General features: G+C 66.3%; 34 protein-coding genes. All 34 read left to right on the top strand.

Annotation, left to right across the window (positions count from 1 at the left end; genetic code table 11):
• Positions 1–8 precede the first annotated feature (8 nt).
• The 34 genes from APR04_RS07985 to rpsK all read left to right on the top strand — a co-directional run bounded on the left by APR04_RS07985 (position 9) and on the right by rpsK (position 24,227).
• Entirely contained in the window at positions 9–3,893 is a 3,885-nt protein-coding gene (locus tag APR04_RS07985; protein ID WP_253869182.1) for a DNA-directed RNA polymerase subunit beta', read from the top strand.
• Between the two features lie 437 nt (positions 3,894–4,330).
• The gene (gene rpsL / locus APR04_RS07980; RefSeq protein ID WP_108492305.1) at positions 4,331–4,705 is read left to right on the top strand and encodes a 30S ribosomal protein S12; all 375 of its coding nucleotides are present in this window, start codon (positions 4,331–4,333) and stop codon (positions 4,703–4,705) included.
• Positions 4,705–5,175: a 30S ribosomal protein S7 gene (gene rpsG / locus APR04_RS07975; protein WP_253869181.1), complete on the top strand. Its 471-nt coding sequence runs from the start codon at positions 4,705–4,707 to the stop codon at positions 5,173–5,175. Before rpsL ends, rpsG begins: the two co-directional genes overlap by 1 nt.
• Positions 5,176–5,268: 93 nt before the next feature.
• Positions 5,269–7,371 (top strand): elongation factor G, encoded by a 2,103-nt coding sequence (gene fusA / locus APR04_RS07970; protein ID WP_253869180.1) that lies wholly within the window; start codon positions 5,269–5,271, stop codon positions 7,369–7,371.
• Positions 7,372–7,493: 122 nt separating this feature from the next.
• On the top strand, positions 7,494–8,690 hold the full coding sequence (tuf, locus tag APR04_RS07965; RefSeq protein ID WP_253869179.1) for an elongation factor Tu: 1,197 nt from the start codon (positions 7,494–7,496) through the stop codon (positions 8,688–8,690).
• Between the two features lie 528 nt (positions 8,691–9,218).
• Positions 9,219–9,527, top strand: coding sequence for a 30S ribosomal protein S10 (gene rpsJ / locus APR04_RS07960; protein WP_019146773.1), 309 nt, complete (start codon positions 9,219–9,221; stop codon positions 9,525–9,527).
• Between the two features lie 14 nt (positions 9,528–9,541).
• On the top strand, positions 9,542–10,195 hold the full coding sequence (gene rplC / locus APR04_RS07955; RefSeq protein ID WP_253869178.1) for a 50S ribosomal protein L3: 654 nt from the start codon (positions 9,542–9,544) through the stop codon (positions 10,193–10,195).
• A gap of 5 nt (positions 10,196–10,200) precedes the next feature.
• Positions 10,201–10,899: a 50S ribosomal protein L4 gene (gene rplD / locus APR04_RS07950; protein ID WP_253869177.1), complete on the top strand. Its 699-nt coding sequence runs from the start codon at positions 10,201–10,203 to the stop codon at positions 10,897–10,899.
• A complete protein-coding gene (rplW, locus tag APR04_RS07945; protein ID WP_129788480.1) occupies positions 10,896–11,198 on the top strand; it encodes a 50S ribosomal protein L23 in 303 nt (100 codons plus the stop codon). Before rplD ends, rplW begins: the two co-directional genes overlap by 4 nt.
• 31 nt (positions 11,199–11,229) lie before the next feature.
• Positions 11,230–12,066, top strand: coding sequence for a 50S ribosomal protein L2 (gene rplB / locus APR04_RS07940; protein ID WP_253869176.1), 837 nt, complete (start codon positions 11,230–11,232; stop codon positions 12,064–12,066).
• 14 nt (positions 12,067–12,080) lie between these two features.
• Positions 12,081–12,362, top strand: coding sequence for a 30S ribosomal protein S19 (gene rpsS / locus APR04_RS07935; RefSeq protein WP_253869175.1), 282 nt, complete (start codon positions 12,081–12,083; stop codon positions 12,360–12,362).
• A gap of 67 nt (positions 12,363–12,429) precedes the next feature.
• Positions 12,430–12,789 (top strand): 50S ribosomal protein L22, encoded by a 360-nt coding sequence (gene rplV, locus APR04_RS07930; protein WP_253869174.1) that lies wholly within the window; start codon positions 12,430–12,432, stop codon positions 12,787–12,789.
• On the top strand, positions 12,789–13,631 hold the full coding sequence (gene rpsC / locus APR04_RS07925) for a 30S ribosomal protein S3 (RefSeq protein ID WP_253869173.1): 843 nt from the start codon (positions 12,789–12,791) through the stop codon (positions 13,629–13,631). Before rplV ends, rpsC begins: the two co-directional genes overlap by 1 nt.
• A 2-nt stretch (positions 13,632–13,633) precedes the next feature.
• Entirely contained in the window at positions 13,634–14,050 is a 417-nt protein-coding gene (gene rplP, locus APR04_RS07920; RefSeq protein ID WP_020016120.1) for a 50S ribosomal protein L16, read from the top strand.
• Positions 14,050–14,289 (top strand): 50S ribosomal protein L29, encoded by a 240-nt coding sequence (rpmC, locus tag APR04_RS07915; RefSeq protein ID WP_108492296.1) that lies wholly within the window; start codon positions 14,050–14,052, stop codon positions 14,287–14,289. Before rplP ends, rpmC begins: the two co-directional genes overlap by 1 nt.
• Before the next feature lie 4 nt (positions 14,290–14,293).
• The gene (gene rpsQ, locus APR04_RS07910; protein ID WP_253869172.1) at positions 14,294–14,581 is read left to right on the top strand and encodes a 30S ribosomal protein S17; all 288 of its coding nucleotides are present in this window, start codon (positions 14,294–14,296) and stop codon (positions 14,579–14,581) included.
• Positions 14,582–14,732: 151 nt separating this feature from the next.
• Positions 14,733–15,101 carry a 50S ribosomal protein L14 gene (gene rplN, locus APR04_RS07905; RefSeq protein WP_253869171.1) on the top strand — a complete coding sequence of 123 codons (369 nt, stop codon included), beginning with the start codon at positions 14,733–14,735 and terminating at the stop codon, positions 15,099–15,101.
• A 2-nt stretch (positions 15,102–15,103) separates the two neighbouring features.
• Positions 15,104–15,445 (top strand): 50S ribosomal protein L24, encoded by a 342-nt coding sequence (gene rplX, locus APR04_RS07900; protein WP_253869170.1) that lies wholly within the window; start codon positions 15,104–15,106, stop codon positions 15,443–15,445.
• The gene (gene rplE, locus APR04_RS07895; RefSeq protein WP_253869169.1) at positions 15,445–16,020 is read left to right on the top strand and encodes a 50S ribosomal protein L5; all 576 of its coding nucleotides are present in this window, start codon (positions 15,445–15,447) and stop codon (positions 16,018–16,020) included. The genes rplX and rplE overlap by 1 nt, the downstream gene beginning before the upstream one ends.
• A gap of 1 nt (position 16,021) precedes the next feature.
• Positions 16,022–16,207 (top strand): type Z 30S ribosomal protein S14, encoded by a 186-nt coding sequence (locus APR04_RS07890; RefSeq protein ID WP_021480434.1) that lies wholly within the window; start codon positions 16,022–16,024, stop codon positions 16,205–16,207.
• A gap of 73 nt (positions 16,208–16,280) precedes the next feature.
• Positions 16,281–16,679, top strand: a complete 399-nt coding sequence (gene rpsH, locus APR04_RS07885; RefSeq protein WP_253869168.1) for a 30S ribosomal protein S8 — start codon at positions 16,281–16,283, stop codon at positions 16,677–16,679.
• A gap of 21 nt (positions 16,680–16,700) precedes the next feature.
• Positions 16,701–17,237 (top strand): 50S ribosomal protein L6, encoded by a 537-nt coding sequence (rplF, locus tag APR04_RS07880; RefSeq protein ID WP_253869167.1) that lies wholly within the window; start codon positions 16,701–16,703, stop codon positions 17,235–17,237.
• A 2-nt stretch (positions 17,238–17,239) separates the two neighbouring features.
• Entirely contained in the window at positions 17,240–17,611 is a 372-nt protein-coding gene (gene rplR / locus APR04_RS07875) for a 50S ribosomal protein L18 (RefSeq protein ID WP_253869166.1), read from the top strand.
• A 31-nt stretch (positions 17,612–17,642) separates the two neighbouring features.
• Positions 17,643–18,296, top strand: a complete 654-nt coding sequence (rpsE, locus tag APR04_RS07870; protein WP_253869165.1) for a 30S ribosomal protein S5 — start codon at positions 17,643–17,645, stop codon at positions 18,294–18,296.
• On the top strand, positions 18,296–18,478 hold the full coding sequence (rpmD, locus tag APR04_RS07865; protein WP_020016131.1) for a 50S ribosomal protein L30: 183 nt from the start codon (positions 18,296–18,298) through the stop codon (positions 18,476–18,478). The genes rpsE and rpmD overlap by 1 nt, the downstream gene beginning before the upstream one ends.
• Before the next feature lie 2 nt (positions 18,479–18,480).
• Positions 18,481–18,933, top strand: coding sequence for a 50S ribosomal protein L15 (rplO, locus tag APR04_RS07860; RefSeq protein WP_253869164.1), 453 nt, complete (start codon positions 18,481–18,483; stop codon positions 18,931–18,933).
• A 213-nt stretch (positions 18,934–19,146) separates the two neighbouring features.
• Positions 19,147–20,442, top strand: coding sequence for a preprotein translocase subunit SecY (gene secY / locus APR04_RS07855; protein ID WP_253869163.1), 1,296 nt, complete (start codon positions 19,147–19,149; stop codon positions 20,440–20,442).
• Between the two features lie 80 nt (positions 20,443–20,522).
• Positions 20,523–21,080, top strand: coding sequence for an adenylate kinase (locus APR04_RS07850; RefSeq protein ID WP_253869269.1), 558 nt, complete (start codon positions 20,523–20,525; stop codon positions 21,078–21,080).
• 3 nt (positions 21,081–21,083) lie between these two features.
• Positions 21,084–21,971: a type I methionyl aminopeptidase gene (gene map, locus APR04_RS07845; RefSeq protein ID WP_253869162.1), complete on the top strand. Its 888-nt coding sequence runs from the start codon at positions 21,084–21,086 to the stop codon at positions 21,969–21,971.
• 89 nt (positions 21,972–22,060) lie between these two features.
• The gene (locus tag APR04_RS07840; protein WP_253869161.1) at positions 22,061–22,429 is read left to right on the top strand and encodes a hypothetical protein; all 369 of its coding nucleotides are present in this window, start codon (positions 22,061–22,063) and stop codon (positions 22,427–22,429) included.
• 295 nt (positions 22,430–22,724) lie between these two features.
• Entirely contained in the window at positions 22,725–22,946 is a 222-nt protein-coding gene (gene infA, locus APR04_RS07835; protein WP_116673604.1) for a translation initiation factor IF-1, read from the top strand.
• Positions 22,947–23,075: 129 nt separating this feature from the next.
• Entirely contained in the window at positions 23,076–23,189 is a 114-nt protein-coding gene (gene rpmJ, locus APR04_RS07830; protein ID WP_003956441.1) for a 50S ribosomal protein L36, read from the top strand.
• A 183-nt stretch (positions 23,190–23,372) separates the two neighbouring features.
• Positions 23,373–23,747 carry a 30S ribosomal protein S13 gene (rpsM, locus tag APR04_RS07825; RefSeq protein WP_253869160.1) on the top strand — a complete coding sequence of 125 codons (375 nt, stop codon included), beginning with the start codon at positions 23,373–23,375 and terminating at the stop codon, positions 23,745–23,747.
• A gap of 75 nt (positions 23,748–23,822) precedes the next feature.
• A complete protein-coding gene (rpsK, locus tag APR04_RS07820; protein ID WP_116673606.1) occupies positions 23,823–24,227 on the top strand; it encodes a 30S ribosomal protein S11 in 405 nt (134 codons plus the stop codon).
• Positions 24,228–24,342 lie beyond the last annotated feature (115 nt).

Genomic DNA, 24,342 nt, shown 5'->3' with positions numbered 1-24,342 from the left:
GGACCATCTTGCTCGACGTCAACGTCTTCGACGAGCTGCGTATCGGCCTCGCCACGGCCGAGGACATCCGTGCCTGGTCGCACGGTGAGGTCAAGAAGCCAGAGACCATCAACTACCGCACCCTCAAGCCGGAGAAGGACGGACTCTTCTGCGAGAAGATCTTCGGTCCCACCCGCGACTGGGAGTGCTACTGCGGCAAGTACAAGCGCGTGCGCTTCAAGGGCATCATCTGTGAGCGTTGTGGCGTAGAGGTCACGCGCTCCAAGGTGCGCCGTGAGCGCATGGGCCACATCGAGCTCGCCGCGCCCGTCACGCACATCTGGTTCTTCAAGGGTGTGCCGTCCCGCCTGGGCTACCTGCTGGACCTGGCTCCGAAGGACCTCGAGAAGGTCATCTACTTCGCGGCCTACATGATCACGTCGGTCGACGACGAGGCCCGCCAGGAAGACCTGCCCAACCTGCAGAACGAGATCGATCTCGAGAAGAAGGAGATCTCCGACCGCCGGGACAACGACATCAACACCCGCGCCCAGAAGCTTGAGGCCGACCTGGCCGAGCTCGAGGCCGAGGGTGCCAAGGCAGACGCTCGCCGCAAGGTGCGTGACTCCGCCGAGCGCGAGATGGCTCAGCTCCGGAAGCGTTCCGACCAGGAGCTGGACCGCCTCGAGCAGGTCTGGGACCGGTTCAAGAACCTCAAGGTCGCTGACCTCGAGGGCGACGAGATGCTCTACCGGCAGCTCCAGGACCGCTACGGCACCTACTTCGAGGGCGCCATGGGCGCGAACGCGATCCAGCAGCGCCTGCAGAACTTCGACCTGGACGCAGAGGCCGAGTCGCTGCGCGAGACCATCCGCTCGGGCAAGGGCCAGCGCAAGACCCGTGCGCTGAAGCGCCTCAAGGTCGTGAACGCGTTCCTCACGACCACGAACTCGCCCACGGCGATGGTGCTCGACGCCGTCCCGGTCATCCCGCCGGACCTGCGCCCGATGGTGCAGCTCGACGGTGGCCGGTTCGCGACGTCGGACCTGAACGACCTGTACCGCCGCGTCATCAACCGGAACAACCGCCTCAAGCGGCTTCTGGACCTCGGTGCGCCGGAGATCATCGTCAACAACGAGAAGCGGATGCTCCAGGAGGCCGTCGACTCGCTGTTCGACAACGGCCGCCGTGGCCGCCCGGTGACGGGTCCGGGCAACCGGCCGCTGAAGTCGATCTCCGACATGCTCAAGGGCAAGCAGGGCCGGTTCCGTCAGAACCTGCTCGGCAAGCGCGTCGACTACTCGGGCCGTTCGGTCATCGTGGTCGGCCCGCAGCTCAAGCTGCACCAGTGCGGTCTGCCCAAGCAGATGGCGCTCGAGCTGTTCAAGCCGTTCGTCATGAAGCGGCTCGTGGAGCTCAACCACGCGCAGAACATCAAGAGCGCCAAGCGCATGGTCGAGCGCACGCGTGCCGTGGTCTGGGACGTGCTCGAAGAGGTCATCACGGAGCACCCCGTGCTCCTGAACCGTGCGCCGACGCTGCACCGCCTGGGCATCCAGGCGTTCGAGCCGCAGCTCGTCGAGGGCAAGGCCATCCACCTGCACCCGCTCGTGTGCGGCGCGTTCAACGCCGACTTCGACGGTGACCAGATGGCTGTGCACCTGCCCCTGAGCGCCGAGGCGCAGGCCGAGGCCCGCATCCTCATGCTCTCGAGCAACAACATCCTCAAGCCGTCGGACGGCCGTCCGGTGACCATGCCTTCGCAGGACATGATCATCGGTCTGCACCACCTCACGAGCGACCGTCCGGACGCTCTCGGTGAGGGCCGTGCGTTCGGCTCCGTGGCCGAGGCCATCATGGCGTTCGACCGCAACGAGCTGGACATCAACGCCAAGATCAAGCTGCGGATGTCGGACCTCGTGCCGCCGCTGAAGGACTTCGAGGCTCCGGAGGGCTGGGAGCAGGGGCAGCAGCTCCTGTTCGACACCACCCTCGGCCGGTATCTCTTCAACGAGACGCTGCCCGTCGACTACCCGTACGAGAACGGGATCGCCGACAAGAAGCGTCTCTCGACGATCGTCAACGACCTCGCGGAGCGTTACCCGAAGGTGGAGGTGGCCGCGGCGCTGGACGCGCTGAAGGACGCCGGCTACCGGTGGGCGACGCGCTCCGGCGTCACGATCGCCATCTCCGACGTCGCTGCGCCGACCGAGAAGGCCGCGATCCTCGACGAGCACGAGGCGCGGGCCCTCAAGGTCCAGCAGCAGTTCGAGAAGGGTCTGATCACCGACGACGAGCGTCGTCAGGAGCTCATCGAGATCTGGACGCAGGCCACCGACCGAGTCGCGTCGGTCATGCGGGAGCACCTCGAGAAGGACGCGCGGAACACCGTGATGCGCATGGTGGGTTCGGGTGCCCGTGGTAACTGGATGCAGGTCCGTCAGATCGCCGGTATGCGCGGTCTCGTGGCGAACCCGAAGGGCGAGATCATCCCTCGCCCGATCAAGTCCAACTACCGCGAGGGCCTGTCCGTCCTCGAGTACTTCATCGCGACGCACGGTGCCCGTAAGGGTCTGGCCGACACGGCCCTCCGTACGGCGGACTCGGGTTACCTGACCCGTCGTCTGGTGGACGTCTCGCAGGACGTCATCATCCGCGAGGACGACTGCGGCACCGAGCGTGGTCTCACGCTGCCGGTCGCGGAGAAGCTCGCGGACGGCTCGCTCATCCCGGACGACCGCGTCGAGACGAGCATCTACTCGCGTACCTTCGCGACCGACGTGGCGGACGCCGACGGCAACGTCATCGCGACCGCTGGTTCGGACGCCGGCGACGTCATCATCGACCAGGTGATCGCCGCGGGCATCGAGAGCGTCAAGGTCCGTTCGGTCCTGACCTGCGAGTCCCGCGTCGGAACCTGCGCCAAGTGCTACGGCCGCTCCCTGGCCACGGGCCTGCTCGTGGACATCGGCGAGGCCGTCGGCATCATCGCGGCGCAGTCGATCGGTGAGCCGGGTACGCAGCTGACGATGCGTACCTTCCACACCGGTGGTGTGGCTGCCGCTGAGGACATCACGCAGGGTCTGCCGCGTGTCACCGAGCTCTTCGAGGCCCGCACCCCCAAGGGTGAGGCGCCGATCGCGGAGTACACGGGTCGCGTGACGATCGAGGACACCGAGCGGACGCGTCACCTCGTGCTGACGCCGGACGACGGTGGCGAGGAGATCAAGTACCCCGTCACGAAGCGTGCGCGCCTCAAGATCACGGACGGGGACCACGTCACCGTGGGCACCCAGCTCGTGCAGGGTGCTGTCGACCCGAAGAAGGTGCTGCGGATCCTCGGTCCGCGTGCGACGCAGACGCACCTGGTGGACCAGGTCCAGGAGACCTACCGCAGCCAGGGCGTGGACATCCACGACAAGCACATCGAGGTCATCGTGCGGCAGATGCTGCGTCGCGTGACCGTGCTCGACTCGGGTGACTCGCACCTGCTGCCCGGTGAGCTCGCGGAGCGCATGCGCTTCGAGGACGCCAACCGCAAGGCCGTGTCGGAGGGTGGCCAGCCGGCCGCCGGCCGCCCGGAGCTGATGGGTATCACGAAGGCTTCGCTCGCCACCGACTCGTGGCTCTCGGCGGCCTCCTTCCAGGAGACCACCCGAGTGCTCACCGAGGCGTCGATGAGCGGTCGCCGTGACCCGCTGCTGGGCCTCAAGGAGAACGTCATCATCGGTAAGCTCATCCCGGCCGGTACGGGTCTTCCCCGCTACCGCAACGTCGAGGTCGAGCCGACCGAGCAGGCCAAGGCCGAGCTCTACCCGAGCTTCGGCTACGACGAGATCGACTTCCCGACGCTCGGCATGGGCTCGGGCGAGGCGATCCCGCTGGAGGACCTGGACCTCGGCGACTTCCGCTGACCTGATCCTCTGTTCCTGAAGTAGCGCGCCTGCCCGGTCCCGACCGGCTCGACCCTTGGTGGTCGGGTCCGGCCGGAACCGGGCAGGCGCACTGCTTGGCGGATCATCGGGCGCATCTCACACCCGATTCGTTTTGACCCCCCGTGGACACGCGGGTATTCTTAAAATTCGTGCCCGCGCCGTCGGGCCGCACCTCTTGAAGGCAGCCGCAAGGCAGCTTCGGAAGCGGCCGATGTGAGTGCGTGGGCATCCCGGTGTAATCCTCCGGGGCACGTCGTGCCCCGATGGTGGAGCCGGGCCATCGAGCCGGTGGTACGTGGCGTAGCAGTCCCCGTGGGGGCTGTGGGTGCCGCATGCGATCGGCACGCACAAGCCAGAACCATCGACGGGGACGCCGGCAGGGCGTCACCGAAGCTCAAGAAGACGACGGAGACGTAGTGCCTACGATCCAGCAGCTCGTCCGCAAGGGGCGTACTTCGAAGGTCACGGCGTCCAAGACGCCGGCCCTTCATGCCTCCCCTCAGCGGCGCGGTGTGTGCACTCGCGTGTACACCACCACCCCCAAGAAGCCGAACTCGGCGCTCCGCAAGGTCGCGCGCGTGAAGCTCTCCTCCGGTACCGAAGTCACCGCGTACATCCCCGGTGTCGGCCACAACCTGCAGGAGCACTCGATCGTGCTCGTGCGCGGCGGCCGTGTGAAGGACCTTCCCGGTGTCCGTTACAAGATCGTCCGCGGCGCTCTCGACACCCAGGGTGTCAAGGGTCGCAAGCAGGGTCGGAGCAAGTACGGCGCCAAGAAGGAGAAGAGCTGATGCCCCGCAAGGGTCCGGCCCCGAAGCGGCCGCTCATCGTTGACCCGGTGTACGGGTCCCCGGTTGTCACGCAGCTGATCAACAAGGTCCTGCTCGACGGCAAGAAGTCGACCGCCGAGGCGATCGTCTACGGCGCCCTCGAGGGTGTCCGCTCCAAGACTGACGGCGACCCGGTCGTGGTGCTCAAGCGCGCGCTGGACAACGTCCGCCCCGCGCTCGAGGTGCGTTCCCGCCGTGTTGGTGGCGCCACCTACCAGGTGCCGGTCGATGTGCGCCCGGTGCGCGCGACCACGCTCGCGCTGCGCTGGCTCACCGACTTCTCCCGCGCACGTCGCGAGAAGACGATGACCGAGCGTCTCATGAACGAGATCCTCGACGCGTCGAACGGTCTCGGTGCTGCGGTCAAGCGCCGCGAGGACATGCACAAGATGGCCGACTCCAACAAGGCCTTCGCGCACTACCGCTGGTAGTAGCTTCCGAGCGGCCCCGGGTCACCCCGGGGCCGTCGGTGGATGCTTGACCGCCGGCCCCCAGCCCACCTTCAGACCAAGGGGTAAGACACCGTGGCACTCGACGTGCTGACTGACCTGAACAAGGTCCGCAACATCGGCATCATGGCCCACATCGATGCCGGCAAGACCACGACGACCGAGCGCATCCTGTTCTACACCGGTGTGAACTACAAGATCGGTGAGACGCACGACGGTGCGTCGACGATGGACTGGATGGAGCAGGAGCAGGAGCGCGGCATCACGATCACGTCCGCCGCGACGACCTGCTACTGGAAGAACAACCAGATCAACATCATCGATACGCCGGGTCACGTCGACTTCACGGTCGAGGTGGAGCGTTCGCTCCGCGTGCTCGATGGTGCCGTTGCCGTGTTCGACGGCAAGGAGGGCGTCGAGCCCCAGTCGGAGACGGTCTGGCGCCAGGCGGACAAGTACGACGTCCCGCGTATCTGCTTCGTCAACAAGATGGACAAGCTCGGTGCGGACTTCTACTTCACCGTCGACACCATCATCAACCGCCTCAAGGCCAAGCCGCTGGTCATCCAGCTGCCCATCGGGTCGGAGAGCGAGTTCACCGGCGTCGTCGACCTGATCGAGGAGAAGGCGCTGGTCTGGCCCCTCGAGACGCAGATGGGCGACGCGTACGAGGTCCAGGAGATCCCGGCCGACCTCGTCGAGAAGGCCGCGGAGTACCGCGCCGCCCTCGTCGAGGCCGTCGCAGAGGCCGACGACGAGCTGCTCGAGAAGTTCCTTGCCGGCGAGGAGCTCACGGTCGCGGAGATCAAGGCTGGCATCCGCAAGCTGGTCATCACCTCGGCTGCCTTCCCGGTCCTGTGCGGCTCGGCGTTCAAGAACAAGGGCGTCCAGCCCATGCTCGACGCCGTGATCGACTACCTGCCGACCCCCCTCGACGTGCCGGCTGTCCAGGGCGTCGACGTCAAGGACGCGGAGAAGGTCATCGAGCGTCGCCCGGACGAGGCGGAGCCGTTCTCGGCCCTCGCCTTCAAGGTCGCCACGCACCCGTTCTTCGGCAAGCTGACCTACGTCCGCGTCTACTCGGGCAAGGTCTCGCAGGGCGCGCAGGTGCAGAACTCGACCAAGGGCAAGAAGGAGCGCATCGGGAAGCTCTTCCAGATGCACTCCAACAAGGAGAACCCGGTCGAGGAAGCTCACGCGGGGCACATCTACGCGTTCATCGGGCTCAAGGACGTCACCACCGGTGACACCCTGTCCGACCCGGCGCACCCGGTCATCCTCGAGTCGATGAGCTTCCCTGAGCCCGTCATCGACGTGGCCATCGAGCCGAAGACGAAGGCCGACCAGGAGAAGCTGTCGACCGCTATCCAGAAGCTCGCGCAGGAGGACCCGACGTTCCGGGTGCGCCTGGACGACGAGACCGGCCAGACCGTCATCGGCGGCATGGGCGAGCTCCACCTCGACATCCTCGTCGACCGTATGCGTCGCGAGTTCAAGGTCGAGGCAAACGTCGGTAAGCCGCAGGTCGCCTACCGCGAGACCATTCGCCGCGTTGCGGAGAAGGTCGACTACACGCACAAGAAGCAGACCGGTGGTTCCGGCCAGTTCGCCAAGGTCCAGGTGACCTTCTCGCCGCTGGAGACGACGGAGGGCGAGCTCTACGAGTTCGAGAACGCCGTCACCGGTGGCCGTATCCCGCGTGAGTACATCCCGTCCATCGACGCCGGTATCCAGTCGGCCATGCAGCAGGGTGTCCTGGCAGGCTTCCCGGTCGTCGGCGTCAAGGCGTCGCTGATCGACGGTGCGTACCACGACGTCGACTCCTCGGAGATGGCGTTCAAGATTGCCGGTTCGATGGTCTTCAAGGAAGGCGTCAGGCGCGCCGACCCGGTCCTGCTCGAGCCGGTCATGGCCGTCGAGGTGCGTACGCCCGAGGAGTACATGGGCGACGTGATCGGCGACATCAACTCCCGACGTGGCATGATCCAGTCCATGGAGGACGCGACCGGCGTCAAGGTCGTTCGCGCCCAGGTGCCGCTGAGCGAGATGTTCGGTTACATCGGCGACCTCCGGTCGAAGACCCAGGGTCGCGCGGTGTACTCGATGCAGTTCGACAGCTATGCCGAGGTTCCCAAGGCAGTTGCCGAAGAGATCATCAAGAAGACCCGGGGCGAGTGAGTCCCCACAGGTCGACCCGCACAACCAACCTGTAGGAAGAGCCGCACGCCCCGCAGTTGTAGGCTTCTTGGCCGAGCATCTGCAACGTTCGGAACATCTACCCAAGTCCCAGGAGGACCCCAGTGGCTAAGGCCAAGTTCGAGCGGACCAAGCCGCACGTCAACATCGGCACGATCGGTCACGTCGACCACGGTAAGACGACGCTGACCGCCGCGATCTCGAAGACGCTTGCGGACAAGTACCCGGACCTTCCGGCGAACACCGCGCAGGCGTTCGACACGATCGACGCCGCGCCGGAGGAGAAGCAGCGCGGTATCACGATCAACATCGCGCACATCGAGTACGAGACGCCGAAGCGCCACTACGCGCACGTCGACGCCCCGGGTCACGCCGACTACATCAAGAACATGATCACCGGTGCCGCGCAGATGGACGGCGCGATCCTGGTGGTTGCCGCGACGGACGGTCCGATGGCCCAGACGCGTGAGCACGTGCTGCTCGCCCGCCAGGTCGGCGTTCCGTACCTGATGGTGGCGCTCAACAAGTCCGACATGGTCGACGACGAGGAGATCCTCGAGCTCGTCGAGATGGAGGTCCGTGAGCTGCTGTCGTCGCAGGAGTTCGACGGCGACAACGCTCCCGTCATCCGCGTCTCGGGCCTCAAGGCTCTCGAGGGCGACGCCGAGTGGGTCGAGAAGGTCGTCGAGCTGATGGACGCTGTCGACGAGCACGTGCCGGAGCCGGTGCGCGACCTCGACAAGCCGTTCCTCATGCCGATCGAGGACGTCTTCACGATCACCGGTCGTGGCACGGTCGTCACCGGCAAGGTCGAGCGTGGCAAGCTGGACGTCAACTCTGACGTCGAGATCGTCGGTATCCGCGAGCCGCAGAAGACCACGGTCACGGGCATCGAGACGTTCCACAAGCAGATGGACCAGGCACAGGCCGGCGACAACACCGGTCTGCTCCTGCGTGGCATCAAGCGCGAGGACGTCGAGCGCGGCCAGGTCATCGTGAAGCCGGGTTCGATCACCCCGCACACGAACTTCGAGGCTCAGGTCTACATCCTGGGCAAGGACGAGGGTGGCCGTCACAACCCGTTCTACTCGAACTACCGCCCGCAGTTCTACTTCCGCACCACGGACGTCACCGGCGTCATCACGCTGCCCGAGGGCACCGAGATGGTCATGCCCGGCGACAACACCGAGATGTCGGTCGAGCTCATCCAGCCGATCGCCATGGAGGAGGGTCTGGGCTTCGCCATCCGCGAGGGTGGCCGCACGGTCGGTTCAGGCCGTGTGACCAAGATCCTCAAGTGATCTTGGAGCGCAGAAACAGCTGACGTAAGTCATCGAGCGATGAGGCCCGGGTGCTTCGGCGTCCGGGCCTCATCGTGCAAGTAGTAGGCGTCACACCGTCCTCCGTTTGGTACATGCGGAGACGTGTGGCAAGATTGCATAGTTGCCTGTCAAGGGCGCGCTCTTTCAAGTGTCGAACAGTGTGCAGAACCGCAGTCCCTGGTCCCGGATTCGTTCGGGGTCAGCAGAGGCTGGAGCGGTCACCCTCCCGGGGAAATCCGGGTGAGGGGACGTGGGGTTTATCGCCTGCTATTCGATGCGTACTAGGCGCCCCGCGGAGCACACGTCCTCCGGTCTTCCGGAGGGACTGTTCCGAGCAGGCTCGGCAAACGTCGTGGTCGGTCCCGGCTGTACAGCCAGGACGAGATCACTTCCCAACGGCCCCGGCACCAGCGATGGTGTTATGCGCCCGGCTGTGCCGCTTTAAGCGACACGCCCGAGTGCGTGGGTCGGACAGTAGCGGTTCGAGAGAGAGAGTCAGACGACGCCATGGCGGGACAGAAGATCCGCATCCGGCTCAAGTCCTACGACCACGAGGTGATCGACAGTTCGGCGCGCAAGATCGTCGACACGGTCACTCGCGCTGGTGCGACGGTCGTGGGTCCGGTGCCGCTGCCGACGGAGAAGAACGTCTTCGTTGTGATCCGGTCGCCTCACAAGTACAAGGACAGCCGTGAGCACTTCGAGATGCGTACGCACAAGCGGCTTATCGACATCATCGATCCCACGCCCAAGGCCGTCGACTCGCTCATGCGACTCGACCTGCCGGCGGACGTGAACATCGAGATCAAGCTCTGAGGCTGGAGGACATCATGACCAACCAGCAGAAGAACGTGACCGCGTTGCTCGGGACCAAGCTCGGTATGACCCAGCTCTGGGACGAGGCAGGCCGCCTCGTCCCGGTGACAGTGGTCTCCGTGGGCACCAATGTGGTGACCCAGGTTCGCACGGTGGACGCCGACGGTTATGCGGCTGTCCAGCTCGCGACCGGCCAGGTTGACCCGCGCAAGGTCACCAAGCCCCTCAAGGGCCACTTCGAGAAGGCCGGCGTCACGCCGCGCCGTCACGTGGCCGAGATCCGTACCGAGAATGCCTCCGAGTTCACACTCGGCCAGGAGATCACCGCTGAGGCCTTCGAGGCCGGCGCTGTGGTCGACGTGGTTGGCACCACCAAGGGCAAGGGCACCGCCGGTGTGATGAAGCGTCACGGCTTCTCCGGCGTGGGTGCCTCGCACGGTGCGCACCGTAACCACCGCAAGCCCGGCTCGATCGGTGGCGCTTCGACGCCGTCGCGAGTCTTCAAGGGCATGCGGATGGCAGGTCGGATGGGTAATGACCGTCAGACCACCCAGAACCTGACCGTTCACGCGGTCGACGCAGAGAAGGGCCTGCTGCTCGTCAAGGGCGCAGTTCCGGGCCCCAAGGGTGGCGTCGTCCTCGTGCGTAACGCCGCGAAGGGAGCGTGAACCCGATGTCCGCTCTGACTGTCGACGTCCTGGACGCCCAGGGCAAGAAGTCCGGCACCGCCGAGCTCCCTGCTGAGGTGTTCGACGTGGCCGTGAACATCCCGCTGATCCACCAGGTGGTTGTTGCGCAGCGCGCAGCGGCCCGCCAGGGCACAGCGTCCACGAAGACTCGTGGCGAGGTCCGCGGTGGCGGCCGCAAGCCGTACAAGCAGAAGGGCACAGGTCGCGCCCGCCAGGGTTCGACGCGTGCTCCGCAGTTCGCCGGCGGTGGCGTCGTCCACGGCCCGCAGCCGCGCAGCTACGACCAGCGCACCCCGAAGAAGATGAAGGCTGCCGCTCTTCGCGGCGCGCTTTCGGACCGCGCTCGTGCCGGTCGCGTGCACGTCGTTGCCGGCTTCGGCATCGATGGTGCCCCGTCGACCAAGACGGCGCTCGCCACGATCACGAAGCTGACGACGCGCGCCAACGTGCTCGTCGTGACGCTCCGCGGTGACGAGGCCACGCACCGGTCCCTGCGCAACGTGCCCGAGGTGCACCTCCTGGTCGCTGACCAGCTGAACACCTACGACGTGCTCGTCTCCGACGACGTCATCTTCACCGAGGGTGCGCTTGCCGCGTTCCTCGAGGGCCCGACCAAGGGCGCGAAGGCTGTCGCCACTGAGTCGGAGATCGGGTCCGAGACCGCTGAGGAGACTGCCAAGTGACCGTCACCGTGAAGGACCCGCGCGACATCCTGCTCGCGCCGGTCGTCTCCGAGAAGAGCTACAACCTTCTCGACGAGGGCAAGTACACCTTCATCGTGGACCCGAGCGCCAACAAGACCGAGATCAAGATCGCTATCGAGAAGGTCTTCAGCGTCAAGGTCGCGTCGGTGAACACGATGAACCGCAAGGGCAAGACGCGTCGCACGCGTTTTGGCCTCGGCAAGCGCAAGGACACGAAGCGTGCGATCGTCACCCTCCGCGAGGGCACGATCGACATCTTCGGCGGTCCGGTCGGCTGAGCTGACGAGAGACGATTGAGGACAGGTTTCCATGGGAATCCGTAAGTACAAGCCGACGACGCCCGGCCGCCGCGGCTCCAGCGTCGCCGACTTTGTCGAGATCACGCGCTCGCAGCCCGAGAAGTCGCTGATCCGACCGCTGAGCAAGACCGGTGGCCGTAACAACACCGGTCGTATCACGACGCGTCACAAGGGCGGTGGCCACAAGCGTGCCTACCGCGTCATCGACTTCCGTCGTCACGACAAGGACGGCGTGCCTGCGAAGGTCGCTCACATCGAGTACGACCCCAACCGCACGGCGCGCATCGCGCTCCTGCACTACGCGGACGGCGAGAAGCGCTACATCATCGCGCCGAACAAGTTGTCGCAGGGCGACCGCATCGAAGCTGGTGCGGGTGCTGACATCAAGCCCGGCAACAACCTGCCGCTGCGCAACATCCCGACCGGTACGGTCATCCACGCCATCGAGCTTCGGCCCGGTGGCGGTGCGAAGATCGCCCGTTCGGCTGGTGCGTCCGTGCAGCTCGTTGCCAAGGACGGCGCCTATGCGCAGCTGCGCATGCCGTCCGGCGAGATCCGGAACGTCGAGCTGCGCTGCCGTGCAACGGTCGGCGAGGTCGGCAACGCCGAGCAGTCGAACATCAGCTGGGGCAAGGCCGGCCGCATGCGCTGGAAGGGCAAGCGCCCGACCGTGCGTGGTGTCGCCATGAACCCGGTGGACCACCCCCACGGTGGTGGTGAAGGCAAGACGTCCGGTGGACGCCACCCGGTCAGCCCTTGGGGCCAGGCCGAGGGTCGTACCCGCCGTCCGAACAAGTCGAGCGACCGGATGATCGTCCGTCGCCGTCGTACCGGCAAGAAGCGCTGATAGGAGCCTGAAACATGCCTCGTAGCCTGAAGAAGGGCCCCTTCGTAGACGGACACCTCCAGAAGAAGGTGGACGTCCAGAACGAGAAGGGGACCAAGACAGTTATCAAGACCTGGTCCCGTCGGTCGGTTGTCACGCCCGACTTTCTCGGTCACACCTTTGCCGTGCACGACGGTCGCAAGCACGTCCCGGTCTTCGTGACCGAGTCGATGGTCGGCCACAAGCTCGGCGAGTTCGCTCCCACGCGGACCTTCCGCGGCCACGTGAAGGACGACAGGAAGGGTCGTCGCCGCTGAGGCGTGGGGGTCTCCCCACCACAGCAGTGATGATCTGGACTGTCTGAGAAAAGGAAGCAGGACAGCAATGGAAGCCAAGGCGCAGGCGCGGTTCGTCCGTGTCACGCCCCAGAAGGCCCGGCGCGTCGTGGACCTCATCCGTGGCAAGCAGGCCTCTGAGGCCGTCGCGGTGCTGAAGTTCGCACCGCAGGCCGCCAGCGAGCCGATCCGCAAGGTTGTGGAGAGCGCGATCGCCAACGCTCGGGTGAAGGCCGACCGCGCGAGCGAGCGTTTCGACGAGGGCGACCTGGTCGTCTCCGTCGCGTTCGTGGACGAGGGGCCGACGCTCAAGCGTTTCCGCCCGCGGGCTCAGGGACGTGCTACGCGCATTCTTAAGCGCACCAGCCACATCACCGTGGTGCTCGCAGACAAGGAAGGGGCCCGATAGTGGGACAGAAGGTTCACCCGCACGGGTACCGCCTGGGTATTACGACTGACCACCGGTCGCGTTGGTTCGCCGACAGCACCAAGCCCGGTCAGCGGTACCGCGACTACGTCCGTGAGGACGTTCAGATCCGGAAGCTCATGGGCACTGGCCTCGAGCGTGCCGGTATCTCCAAGGTCGAGATCGAGCGCACCCGCGACCGTGTCCGCGTGGACATCCACACGGCACGTCCGGGCATCGTGATCGGCCGCCGAGGAGCTGAGGCAGACCGCATCCGCGGCGAGCTCGAGAAGCTCACCGGCAAGCAGGTCCAGCTCAACATCCTCGAGGTCAAGAACGCGGAGATCGACGCGCAGCTCGTTGCTCAGGGCATTGCCGAGCAGCTGGCCAGCCGTGTCTCCTTCCGTCGTGCGATGCGCAAGGGCATGCAGTCCGCCCAGCGTGCCGGCGCGAAGGGTATCCGCGTGCAGGTCGCCGGCCGCCTCGGCGGCGCCGAGATGAGCCGTTCGGAGTTCTACCGCGAGGGCCGCGTGCCCCTGCACACGCTCCGTGCGTACATCGACTACGGCTTCTACGAGGCCCGCACCACCTTCGGCCGCATCGGCGTGAAGGTGTGGATCTACAAGGGCGAGGTCACCGAGAAGGAGTTCGCCGCTCAGCAGGCTACTGCCGCACCTCGTGCGGGTCGCGGTCGTGGCGATCGCCCCGAGCGCGGCGAGCGCGGTGGCGAGCGTCGTGGTGGTGGCGGACGTCGCAACGAGCGTCCGGCCGAGCGCAGCACTGAGGCAGCCCCCGTGGCTGAGGCAGCTGCTGCTCCGGCCGCAGAGACCGGAACGGAGGCCTGACCATGCTGATCCCGCGCAGGGTCAAGCACCGCAAGCAGCACCACCCGTCGCGCTCCGGCGCGGCCAAGGGTGGCACGCAGATCGCGTTCGGCGACTTCGGCATCCAGGCTCTGGAGCCGGCGTACGTCACCAACCGCCAGATCGAGGCGGCGCGTATCGCAATGACTCGCCACATCAAGCGTGGCGGCAAGGTGTGGATCAACATCTACCCTGACCGTCCGCTGACGAAGAAGCCTGCCGAGACCCGCATGGGTTCCGGTAAGGGTTCGCCGGAGTGGTGGGTCGCTAACGTCAAGCCGGGCCGGATCGTTTTCGAGCTGGCCGGTGTTGACGAGTCCCTTGCTCGCGAGGCCATGCGCCGCGCGATGCACAAGCTCCCGATGAAGTGCCGCTTCGTGGTGCGCGAGGGTGGTGTCTGATGGCTATCGGTACGCAGGGGCTTGCCCCCATCGATCTGGATGGCATGGATGACGAGGCTCTCGTCGCCAAGCTGAAGGAAGCCAAGGAGGAGCTCTTCAACCTCCGCTTCCAGTCGGCGACCGGCCAGCTCGAGAGCCACGGTCGTCTCAAGGCCGTGCGTCGCGACATCGCTCGGATCTACACGATCCTGCGTGAGCGCGAGCTCGGCATCCGTACGGCTCCGAGCGTGAGTGAGTGAGGCAATGAGCGAGAACACGACTGCTGCGGCCCCCGAGGCCCAGCGTGCGACGCGCAAGGTGCGCCGTGGCTACGTGGTCAGCGACAAGATGGACAAGACCATCGTGATCGAGGTCGAGGACCGGGTGAAGCACCCGCTCTACGCCAAGGTCATCCGTCGCACCACGAAGGTCAAGGCACACGACGAGCAGAACAGCGCCGGTATCGGCGACCTGGTCGTCATCATGGAGACCCGCCCGCTGTCCGCTACCAAGCGGTTCCGCCTGGTGGAGATCCTCGAGAAGGCGAAGTAGAAGGGCCTTCTGCCGCGCCTTCACACATGGCTGGGGCGGTGCGTGACACACGTACGCGTGCCGCCCCGGTCAGCACAGCAACTATCCGTTCGGCCAGGCTCGCCGGAAAAAGTCCGCGCGAGAACCAGTTCGACGACAGGAGTTCATTCAAATGATCCAGCAGGAGTCGCGACTTCGGGTCGCCGACAACACGGGTGCCAAGGAGATTCTCTGCATCCGCGTTCTCGGTGGCTCCGGCCGTCGCTACGCCGGAATCGGCGACACCATCGTCGCCACCGTCAAGGACGCGATCCCGGGCGGCAACGTGAAGAAGGGCGACGTCATCAAGGCTGTCGTCGTCCGGACCGCCAAGGAGCGCCGCCGTCCCGACGGTTCCTACATCAAGTTCGACGAGAACGCCGCCGTGATCCTGAAGAGCGACGGCGAGCCTCGCGGCACCCGCATCTTTGGCCCGGTGGGTCGTGAGCTGCGCGACAAGCGGTTCATGAAGATCATCTCGCTCGCACCGGAGGTGCTCTGACCATGGCGAAGATCAAGAAGGGCGACCAGGTCATCGTGATCTCAGGTCGTGACAAGGGCAAGACCGGGCGGGTGCTCGAGGTCTTCAAGGACTCCGACCGCCTCGTGGTCGAGGGCGTCCAGCGCGTCACGAAGCACACCAAGGTGGGCCAGTCGCAGCGCGGCGCCCGTACCGGTGGCATCGAGACGGTCGAGGCGCCGATCCACGTGAGCAACGTGATGATCGTCGACCCGGAGTCCAAGAAGGGCACCCGCGTCGGGTACCGCGAGGAGCAGGTGGAGCGGGACGGTCGTACCAAGACCGTCCGGATCCGCGTTGCGAAGCGCTCCGGGAAGGACATCTGATGACCGAGACGACCATCGAGGCCCCGGCCCTGCCGCGCCTCAAGCAGAAGTACCGCGAGGAGATCCTCCCGGCGCTGATCGAGGAGTTCGGCCACAAGAACCTGCACCAGGCCGGCGGTCTCACGAAGATCGTCGTGAACATGGGTGTGGGCGACGCGGCCAAGGACTCCAAGCTCATCGAGGGCGCTATCCGCGACCTCTCGGCGATCACCGGTCAGAAGCCGCAGGTCACCAAGGCTCGTAAGTCCATCGCGCAGTTCAAGCTGCGCGAGGGCATGCCGATCGGTGCGCACGTGACGCTTCGCGGTGACCGCATGTGGGAGTTCCTCGACCGTCTGCTGGCAACCGCGCTGCCGCGTATTCGCGACTTCCGCGGTCTGTCGCCCAAGCAGTTCGACGGCCACGGCAACTACACCTTCGGTCTCACGGAGCAGTCGATGTTCCACGAGATCGACCAGGACAAGATCGACCGAGTCCGCGGTATGGACATCACGGTCGTGACGACGGCGACGACCGACGACGAGGGCCGCTCCCTGCTGCGCCGTCTCGGCTTCCCCTTCAAGGAGAGCAACTGACATGGCGAAGAAGGCCCTGATCAACAAGGCGGCCGCCAAGCCGAAGTTTGCGGTCCGCGCCTACACCCGGTGCCAGAAGTGCGGTCGCCCGCACTCCGTTTACCGCAAGTTCGGCCTGTGCCGTATCTGCGTGCGGGAGATGGCCCACCGTGGCGAGCTTCCCGGCGTCACCAAGAGCAGCTGGTAACACAACTACGTCGTAGGTCTGTTCGGCCTTTGACGGCCGTTCGGATACCCCGGCGAGGAAGGGCAAGAGCCCGATGACTATGACCGACCCGATCGCAGACATGCTGACCCGTCTGCGTAACGCGAACTCGGCTCACCACGACACGGTCACCATGCCGTCGTCGAAGCTGAAGACGCACATTGCTGAGATCCTGCAGGCCGAGGGCTACATCGTCGGCTGGTCCGTGGGGGATGCCCAGGTGGGCAAGTCCCTCACGCTCGAGCTGAAGTACGGCCAGAACCGGGAGCGCGCCCTGGCGGGCGTGCGCCGCATCTCGAAGCCCGGTCTGCGTGTCTACCGCAAGTCCACCGATCTGCCCAAGGTGCTCGGCGGCCTGGGCGTGGCCATCATGTCCACGTCCTCCGGCCTCCTCACTGACAGGCAGGCACAGGCCAAGGGCGTCGGCGGCGAAGTCCTCGCCTACGTCTGGTAATCCGGAAAGGAGAAAACGCCAATGTCTCGAATCGGCAAGCTTCCCGTTCCGGTCCCAGCCGGCGTGGACATCACTGTCAGCGGCGCGCTTGTGACCGTGAAGGGCCCCAAGGGTTCTCTCGAGCACAATGTGCCCGCCCCCATCAACATCGCCCAGGAGGACGCCCAGCTTGTGGTGTCCCGCCCGGACGACGAGCGGAACTCCCGTGCGCTGCACGGCCTGACCCGCACCCTGATCGCCAACATGATCACCGGTGTGACGCAGGGCTACGAGAAGAAGCTCGAGATCGTCGGTACTGGTTACCGCGTCGTGGCGAAGGGCTCGGGCCTTGAGTTCGCGCTCGGATTCAGCCACCCCGTTGTCATCGAGCCCCCCGCGGGTGTCACGTTCGCTGTCGAGAGCCCTACCAAGTTCTCGGTCTCGGGCATCGACAAGCAGCAGGTCGGCGAGGTCGCAGCGAACATTCGCAAGATCCGCAAGCCCGAGCCCTACAAGGGCAAGGGCGTGCGTTACGCCGGCGAGAATGTCCGCCGCAAGGTCGGAAAGGCTGGTAAGTGACGATGACTATCAAGATCCTGGGTAAGGGAAAGTCCGTCGCGCGCCAGCGCCGTCACCTGCGCCTGCGCAAGAAGATCGCCGGCACCGCCGGTCGTCCGCGTCTGGTCGTCACCCGCTCCTCGCGCCACATGGTGGTGCAGGTAGTGGACGACAACGTCGGCAAGACCGTCGCGTCGGCGTCGACCCTCGAGGCCGACCTGCGTGCGTTCGACGGCGACAAGACGGCCAAGGCCCGCAAGATCGGCGAGCTCGTCGCCGAGCGTGCCAAGGCTGTCGGCGTCGACACCGTCGTGTTCGACCGCGGCGGCAACAAGTACCACGGTCGCGTCGCTGCAGTGGCTGACGGCGCCCGCGAGGGCGGTCTGGCCCTGTGATGACCAACGCACGGAAGAAGAGGACTCTCTGATGGCTGCAGGGCAGCGCAGCGGCGCCCCCCAGGGTGCCGCCACCGAGAACAAGGACCGTAACGACCGCCGTGGTGGCGGGCGTGGCGGCGACCGTCGCGGGGGGCGCGAGGAAAAGAGCGCCTTCATCGAGAAGGTCGTCTCCATCAACCGCGTCTCCAAGGTCGTCAAGGGCGGCCGCCGCTTCAGCTTCACCGCGCTCGTCGTGGTGGGCGATGGTGACGGCACCGTCGGAGTCGGCTACGGCAAGGCCAAGGAAGTGCCCGCGGCTATCGCCAAGGGTGTCGAGGAGGCGAAGAAGAGCTTCTTCCGCGTCCCTCGCATCCAGGGCACCATCCCGCACCCCATCCAGGGTGAGGCCGCCGCCGGTGTCGTGTTCCTGCGTCCGGCGTCGCCGGGTACCGGTGTGATCGCCGGTGGTCCGGTGCGCGCCGTGCTGGAGTGCGCCGGCATTCACGACGTGCTGAGCAAGTCGCTCGGTTCGTCGAACGCGATCAACATCGTGCACGCCACGGTCGCGGCCCTGCAGGGCCTCGAGGAGCCGGCTGCTGTTGCCGCTCGTCGTGGGCTCCCGCTCGAGCACGTGGCTCCGGCCGCGCTCCTCCGGGCGCAGGCTGCCGGTCGTGCCGAGTCGACTGCGAAGGCGGGTGCGTGATGGCTCGACTCAAGGTGACTCAGACCAAGTCCGCCATCGGCGGCAAGCAGAACCAGCGTGACACGCTGCGAACCCTCGGCCTCAAGCGGATCGGCGACACCGCCGTGAAGGAGGACCGTGCGGAGATTCGTGGCATGGTCAAGACGGTGGCGCACCTCGTCGCCGTCGAGGAGGTCGAGTGATCATGGCGGAGAACAAGCCGCTGAAGATGCATCACCTCCGTCCGGCCCCCGGCGCCAAGACCGCGAAGACCCGAGTGGGTCGTGGTGAGGCGTCGAAGGGTAAGACGGCAGGTCGTGGTACCAAGGGTACGAAGGCCCGTTACCAGGTGCCCGCAGGCTTCGAGGGTGGGCAGGTGCCTCTGCACATGCGTCTCCCGAAGCTCCGTGGGTTCAAGAACCCGTTCCGCGTGGAGTTCCAGGTCGTGAACCTGGACAAGCTCTCGACGCTGTTCCCCGATGGTGGCTCCGTCACCGTCGAGGACCTCGTCGCCAAGGGGGCGGTCCGCAAGGGTCAGCCCGTGAAGGTGCTCGGCAACGGTGAGATCACCGTCAAGCTCGAGATCGCGGTCGACCGCGTCTCGACATCCGCCAAGGAGAAGATCCTGGCGGCTGGCGGTACGGTTTCGGAGGCCTGAGACAGCTCCAGGGCCGGCGGCGCATGATGCGCGGCCGGCCCTGTGTGCTCTCTTGAGGAAATTGAGGGGCTCTCGTGGTCCGAGATGCCCCGTGAGCAACGTAGAATCCGACACGGTCCGGCTGCACCGTTGTGGTCTGGCCCACGTTCGACACACCTCGCCGGTGTCCTGCCGGCGACACGATATCCCGCAACGGCGGGCCAGGAGGATAGGGTGCTCAGCGCTTTCGGCCGGGCTTTCCGGACGCCAGACCTGCGGCGCAAGCTGCTGTTCACGATCGCGATCATGGCGATCTTCCGGCTCGGGTCGTTCATCCCGACTCCCGGTGTGGACTATGCGAACGTGCAGCAATGTATCGCTGGACAGGGTGACAACACGCTGCTCGGCCTGATCAACGTCTTCAGCGGCGGAGCTCTGCTCCAGCTGTCGATCTTCGCCCTCGGGATCATGCCGTACATCACGGCGAGCATCATCGTGCAGCTGCTTCGCGTGGTGATCCCACGCTTCGAGGCGCTGCAGAAGGAGGGCCAGTCGGGTCAGACCAAGCTGACCCAGTACACGCGCTACCTCACCATCGGCCTCGCGATCCTGCAGTCCACCACCGTCATCACGACGGCGCGTCAGGGCCTGCTCTTCGCGGGCTGTGAAGTCCCCGTCATCCCGGACGACGGCGTGCTGACCTCCATCTACATGGTCATCACCATGACCGCCGGTACGGGCCTCGTCATGTGGCTCGGCGAGCTGATCACCGAGCGCGGCGTCGGCAACGGCATGTCGCTCCTGATCTTCACGTCGATCGCGGCGAGCTTCCCCACGTCGCTCTGGTCGATCGCCGGTGGCGCCAACGGCGTCGTCAACTTCACGGTCATGATCCTGGTCATCATCCTGGTCATCGGCCTCGTGGTGTTCGTCGAGCAGTCGCAGCGACGGATCCCCGTGCAGTACGCGAAGCGCATGGTGGGCCGCCGGATGTATGGCGGAACGAGCACGTACATCCCGATCAAGATCAACATGTCGGGCGTCATCCCCGTGATCTTCGCGGCGTCGATCCTTGCGGTGCCGGGTCTCCTCGCACAGTTCGGGGACCAGAACGCCGAATGGGTCGTCTGGATCCGCAACAACCTGGTCGAGCAGTCGTCGCCGCTGTACATCGCGGTGTACACGCTGATGATCATCTTCTTCTGCTTCTTCTACACCTCGATCACGTTCAACCCGGACGAGGTCGCGGACAACATGAAGAAGTACGGCGGCTTCATCCCCGGCATCCGTGCCGGCCGCCCGACGGCGGAGTACCTCGACTTCGTGATCACCCGGATCACCTCCGCCGGTTCCCTGTACCTCGCGCTGGTCGCGCTGATCCCGACGCTGGTGCTCGTCTTCCTGGGCGTCAGCACGGCTCTGCCCTTCGGCGGTGCCTCGATCCTCATCGTGGTCGGCGTCGGGCTGGATACGGTCAAGCAGATCGATTCGCAGCTGCAGCAGCGCCATTACGAAGGATTCCTCCGTTGAGCCAGACCCCCACCACCACCTCTCGTCGCGAGCTGCACGCTCGTCCGGACCAGGAGGGCCAGGTCACGCGCCTGGTCATCATGGGCCCGCAGGGCGTCGGTAAGGGCACGCAGGCCGCGCGCCTCGCCGAGGTCTTCGGGATCGTGGCCATCTCCACCGGTGATATCTTCCGGGCCAACATCAAGGGCAACACGGAGCTGGGCACGACGGCGAAGGCTTACATGGACAAAGGAGAGCTCGTCCCGGACGAGGTCACCAACGCCATGGTCCGTGACCGTCTCGGCGACGCGGACGTCAAGAAGGGGTTCCTGCTCGACGGCTACCCGCGCAACGCGGCTCAGGTCTCCGAGCTGGACAGCGCGCTCGCCGGTGTCGGGTGGGAGCTCGACGGCGTGATCGAGCTGACGGCGGACCGTGACGTGCTCATGGAGCGCCTCACCAAGCGCGCGCAGGAGGAGGGTCGCGAGGACGACACCCCCGAGGGGATCGCCCGCCGGCTCGACATCTACGACACCGAGACGGCTCCCCTCACCGCGGCGTACGCGGAGCGTGGGCTGCTGGCCAAGGTGGACGGCGTCGGCGAGGTCGCCGAGGTCACCGACCGCATCGTCGCCGCTCTCGCGGCCCAGCTGGGCTGAGGCGTGGTCTTCGGACGGGATCGGGTCGAGTACAAGACGCCGGACCAGGTGCGCCTCATGCGGCGTGCCGGTCTGGTGGTCGCGGACACTCTCGCCGCGGTACGGGCGGCGGCCCGGCCCGGTCTGACGACCGCGGACCTGGACGCGGTGGCCGCCCGGACCATCGACGACGCCGGTGCGGCGCCGTCGTTCCTCGGCTACCACGGGTTCACGGGCGTGATCTGCACGTCGGTCAACGACGAGGTCATCCACGGGATCCCGGGTAGCCGGGTGCTCGCGGCGGGTGACCTCGTCTCGATCGACTGCGGTGCGATCGTCGAGGGGTGGCACGGCGACTCGGCCATCTCGTTCGTCCTGGGCGCCGAGGGCGCCCTGGACCACAAGCTGCCCGACGACGACCTGGTCGCCGCGGGCGCGGACCTCGCCGACATCGCGCTCGTCCGGACGACGGAGGCCGCCATGTGGGCGGGCATCGCCGCCCTGGCCTCCGCGAAGCGGCTGAACGCCGTCGGAGAGGCAGTGGAGGCCGCCGTCGAGATGGCGGGGGAGTTCAACGGCGTCGAGTACGGCATCGTCGAGGACTACGTCGGGCACGGTATCGGCAGCGCCATGCACCAGCCGCCGGACGTGCACAACTACAAGACGTCGGCCTCGGGGCCGCGCATGCGTCCCGGGATGTGCCTCGCGATCGAGCCGATGATCGTGCGCGGTGGTGCCGAGACCAGGGTCCTGGAGGACGACTGGACGGTGGTGACCGTCGACGGGGCCCGCGCGGCGCACTGGGAACACTCCACGGCGGTCCTTGAGGACGGCATAGTGGTCCTGACCGCGGTCGACGGGGGAGCTGAGCGACTCGGCGTCTTCGGCGTGGAGCCGGTCGCGCTCGACTGAGCCGATCGGCCGAGCAGCTCAGCCGAGCCGGATCGCCGACTTTCACCCGGGGTCTATTTAAGTCGGAGTCAGTTGGCTACGATCGGATCGTGACCGATGACGTGCACGCCCCGCCCAGCGGTGCCGGCTCTGCGTGGGCCGCTCCGGCTGCGGGCCGTGGCCTCAAGCGGTTCGGGCGCTGGCTCGCCGCGTGGGTCCGCCGCCTCGCGCCGAGCCCTTTCCTGTGGATCGGCATCGTTCTCGGGTTCGGTACGTCGCTCCTCGTGTGGGAGTCGGCCCTGCTGCTCGGTATCGTGGTGTGGTCGGCCGGTGTCTGGCTCTGGAAGGCTCACCGTGGTCCGGTGCTCATCGCCCTCGGTCTGGGGATCGTGCTCGGCTGGCTCCCGATGCTGTTCTTCTTCGTCAACAGCCTGCCGCACACGATGGTCGGCCTGCCTGGAGTCGAGTACGACCTCTGAAGCGGGTGCGCGTGGCGAGGCTCACGGCCCCCGGTGGCCCACGCCGTCGTCCTGCGCTTTGAATGCTTTCGGAAGTGACGTAGGCTGGACCGCTGGGTGTAGTCCGTTCAACGCCTCCAGTTCTTGACAGGGTGCCACGGCGCCTGCCGGTCCCCGCGCAAGCGGGGCGCAGGCCGAGGCACACGAGGTAGGCGGCATACGGACACACACGACATCCACACCTGACTGTCGGCGTCGCAGGGATCCTGCGGTGCCGTGGGCGTGGAAGCAGTCACGACGAGAGTTAGCGGAGGATATGGCAAAGAAGGACGGTGTCATCGAGATTGAGGGCAGCGTGATCGAGGCTCTGCCGAACGCGATGTTCCGCGTAGAGCTGTCGAACGGTCACAGAGTTCTCGCGCACATCTCGGGCAAGATGCGTCAGCACTACATCCGGATCCTTCCCGAGGACCGCGTGGTGGTGGAGCTCAGCCCGTACGACCTGTCCCGCGGCCGGATCGTCTACCGCTACAAGTAGTCAGTCCCCGATCCGGGGCTACGTCGTCCACGGCCTGGCCGGGAGGTGACGTCGCCGCATGATCGACCACCCACGACACTGCTGCGTGCGCACCGGGAGACCGGACGTTCGTTGCGGAGGAAAAATCCGATGAAGGTCAAGCCGAGCGTCAAGAAGATCTGCGACAAGTGCAAGGTGATTCGCCGGCACGGTCGCGTCATGGTGATCTGCGACAACCTGCGCCACAAGCAGCGCCAGGGCTGATCACGTCCCGGGCAACCGCCCGGGTCGGTGGCTGAGGCCACCACCAGCGCACCACCTCGAACCTCACCCAGCGGGCAGCCGCACAGGTGGGGGGAACCCTCGGCCCGGAGGCCGGGGCTCGCGTGAATCGCGGGATGGCGGTGCGGCAGACCTCCGATGAGCAGTACAGGAGCCGGAAGGCACATGGCACGTCTTATCGGCGTCGACCTCCCCCGCGACAAGCGGCTTGAGGTTGCGCTCACTTACATCTTCGGTGTGGGTCGTACCCGCGCGAAGGAGACCCTGGCCGCCACGGGCATCAGCCCGGACGTCCGCGTCAAGGACCTCGGCGACGCCGAGCTCGTTGCGCTCCGCGACCACCTCGAGGGCAACTTCAAGCTCGAGGGTGACCTCCGCCGTGAGGTCGCGGCCGACATCCGCCGCAAGGTCGAGATCGGTACCTACCAGGGCATCCGCCACCGTCGCGGACTGCCGGTGCGTGGTCAGCGCACAAAGACCAACGCGCGTACCCGCAAGGGTCCCAAGCGCACCGTCGCGGGCAAGAAGAAGGCCCGCTGATAGCAGTCCGTGGAGCGGTCGGCTCATCGAGCTGAGACCGCCCCGGTCCGATCAGACCAGGAGATCTAAAAACACATGCCTCCCAAGACTCGCGCCGCCGCCGGCCGCAAGCCGCGCCGCAAGGACAAGAAGAACGTCCCGCTCGGCCAGGCGCACATCAAGTCCACGTTCAACAACACGATCATCTCGATCACCGACCCCTCGGGTGCTGTGATCGCATGGGCGTCCGCCGGCCACGTCGGCTTCAAGGGCTCCCGTAAGTCGACCCCGTACGCCGCGCAGATGGCTGCCGAGTCGGCCGCGCGCCGCGCGCAGGAGCACGGCGTCAAGAAGGTCGACGTCTTCGTGAAGGGCCCGGGTTCCGGTCGTGAGACCGCGATCCGCTCGCTCCAGGCGACCGGCCTCGAGGTCGGCTCGATCCAGGACGTGACGCCCCAGGCTCACAACGGCTGCCGCCCCCCGAAGCGTCGCCGCGTCTGATGCTTGTTGCGCCAGGTTGTGCCTCCGGCCCTGGGGCCGGAGGCACAACCTGATCGCGACATCGGCTCACCGTCCGCGGTGACCACCCCCGCCTGGTCGAGACGGACAGAGTTCT

The organism is Promicromonospora umidemergens (assembly GCF_024171995.1).
GTDB lineage: Bacteria > Actinomycetota > Actinomycetes > Actinomycetales > Cellulomonadaceae > Promicromonospora > Promicromonospora umidemergens.
This window is presented reverse-complemented; position numbering and strand designations above follow the sequence as displayed.

Coding starts and splice junctions, on each gene's coding strand:
- rpsG (WP_253869181.1), top strand. CDS start 4,705: ATGCCCCGCAAGGGTCCGGCCCCGAAGCGGCCGCTCATCGTTGACCCG.
- rpsJ (WP_019146773.1), top strand. CDS start 9,219: ATGGCGGGACAGAAGATCCGCATCCGGCTCAAGTCCTACGACCACGAG.
- rplC (WP_253869178.1), top strand. CDS start 9,542: ATGACCAACCAGCAGAAGAACGTGACCGCGTTGCTCGGGACCAAGCTC.
- rplD (WP_253869177.1), top strand. CDS start 10,201: ATGTCCGCTCTGACTGTCGACGTCCTGGACGCCCAGGGCAAGAAGTCC.
- rplB (WP_253869176.1), top strand. CDS start 11,230: ATGGGAATCCGTAAGTACAAGCCGACGACGCCCGGCCGCCGCGGCTCC.
- rpsS (WP_253869175.1), top strand. CDS start 12,081: ATGCCTCGTAGCCTGAAGAAGGGCCCCTTCGTAGACGGACACCTCCAG.
- rplV (WP_253869174.1), top strand. CDS start 12,430: ATGGAAGCCAAGGCGCAGGCGCGGTTCGTCCGTGTCACGCCCCAGAAG.
- rplP (WP_020016120.1), top strand. CDS start 13,634: ATGCTGATCCCGCGCAGGGTCAAGCACCGCAAGCAGCACCACCCGTCG.
- rpmC (WP_108492296.1), top strand. CDS start 14,050: ATGGCTATCGGTACGCAGGGGCTTGCCCCCATCGATCTGGATGGCATG.
- rpsQ (WP_253869172.1), top strand. CDS start 14,294: ATGAGCGAGAACACGACTGCTGCGGCCCCCGAGGCCCAGCGTGCGACG.
- rplN (WP_253869171.1), top strand. CDS start 14,733: ATGATCCAGCAGGAGTCGCGACTTCGGGTCGCCGACAACACGGGTGCC.
- rplX (WP_253869170.1), top strand. CDS start 15,104: ATGGCGAAGATCAAGAAGGGCGACCAGGTCATCGTGATCTCAGGTCGT.
- rplE (WP_253869169.1), top strand. CDS start 15,445: ATGACCGAGACGACCATCGAGGCCCCGGCCCTGCCGCGCCTCAAGCAG.
- APR04_RS07890 (WP_021480434.1), top strand. CDS start 16,022: ATGGCGAAGAAGGCCCTGATCAACAAGGCGGCCGCCAAGCCGAAGTTT.
- rpsH (WP_253869168.1), top strand. CDS start 16,281: ATGACTATGACCGACCCGATCGCAGACATGCTGACCCGTCTGCGTAAC.
- rplF (WP_253869167.1), top strand. CDS start 16,701: ATGTCTCGAATCGGCAAGCTTCCCGTTCCGGTCCCAGCCGGCGTGGAC.
- rplR (WP_253869166.1), top strand. CDS start 17,240: ATGACTATCAAGATCCTGGGTAAGGGAAAGTCCGTCGCGCGCCAGCGC.
- rpsE (WP_253869165.1), top strand. CDS start 17,643: ATGGCTGCAGGGCAGCGCAGCGGCGCCCCCCAGGGTGCCGCCACCGAG.
- rpmD (WP_020016131.1), top strand. CDS start 18,296: ATGGCTCGACTCAAGGTGACTCAGACCAAGTCCGCCATCGGCGGCAAG.
- rplO (WP_253869164.1), top strand. CDS start 18,481: ATGGCGGAGAACAAGCCGCTGAAGATGCATCACCTCCGTCCGGCCCCC.
- APR04_RS07850 (WP_253869269.1), top strand. CDS start 20,523: ATGGGCCCGCAGGGCGTCGGTAAGGGCACGCAGGCCGCGCGCCTCGCC.
- infA (WP_116673604.1), top strand. CDS start 22,725: ATGGCAAAGAAGGACGGTGTCATCGAGATTGAGGGCAGCGTGATCGAG.
- rpmJ (WP_003956441.1), top strand. CDS start 23,076: ATGAAGGTCAAGCCGAGCGTCAAGAAGATCTGCGACAAGTGCAAGGTG.
- rpsM (WP_253869160.1), top strand. CDS start 23,373: ATGGCACGTCTTATCGGCGTCGACCTCCCCCGCGACAAGCGGCTTGAG.
- rpsK (WP_116673606.1), top strand. CDS start 23,823: ATGCCTCCCAAGACTCGCGCCGCCGCCGGCCGCAAGCCGCGCCGCAAG.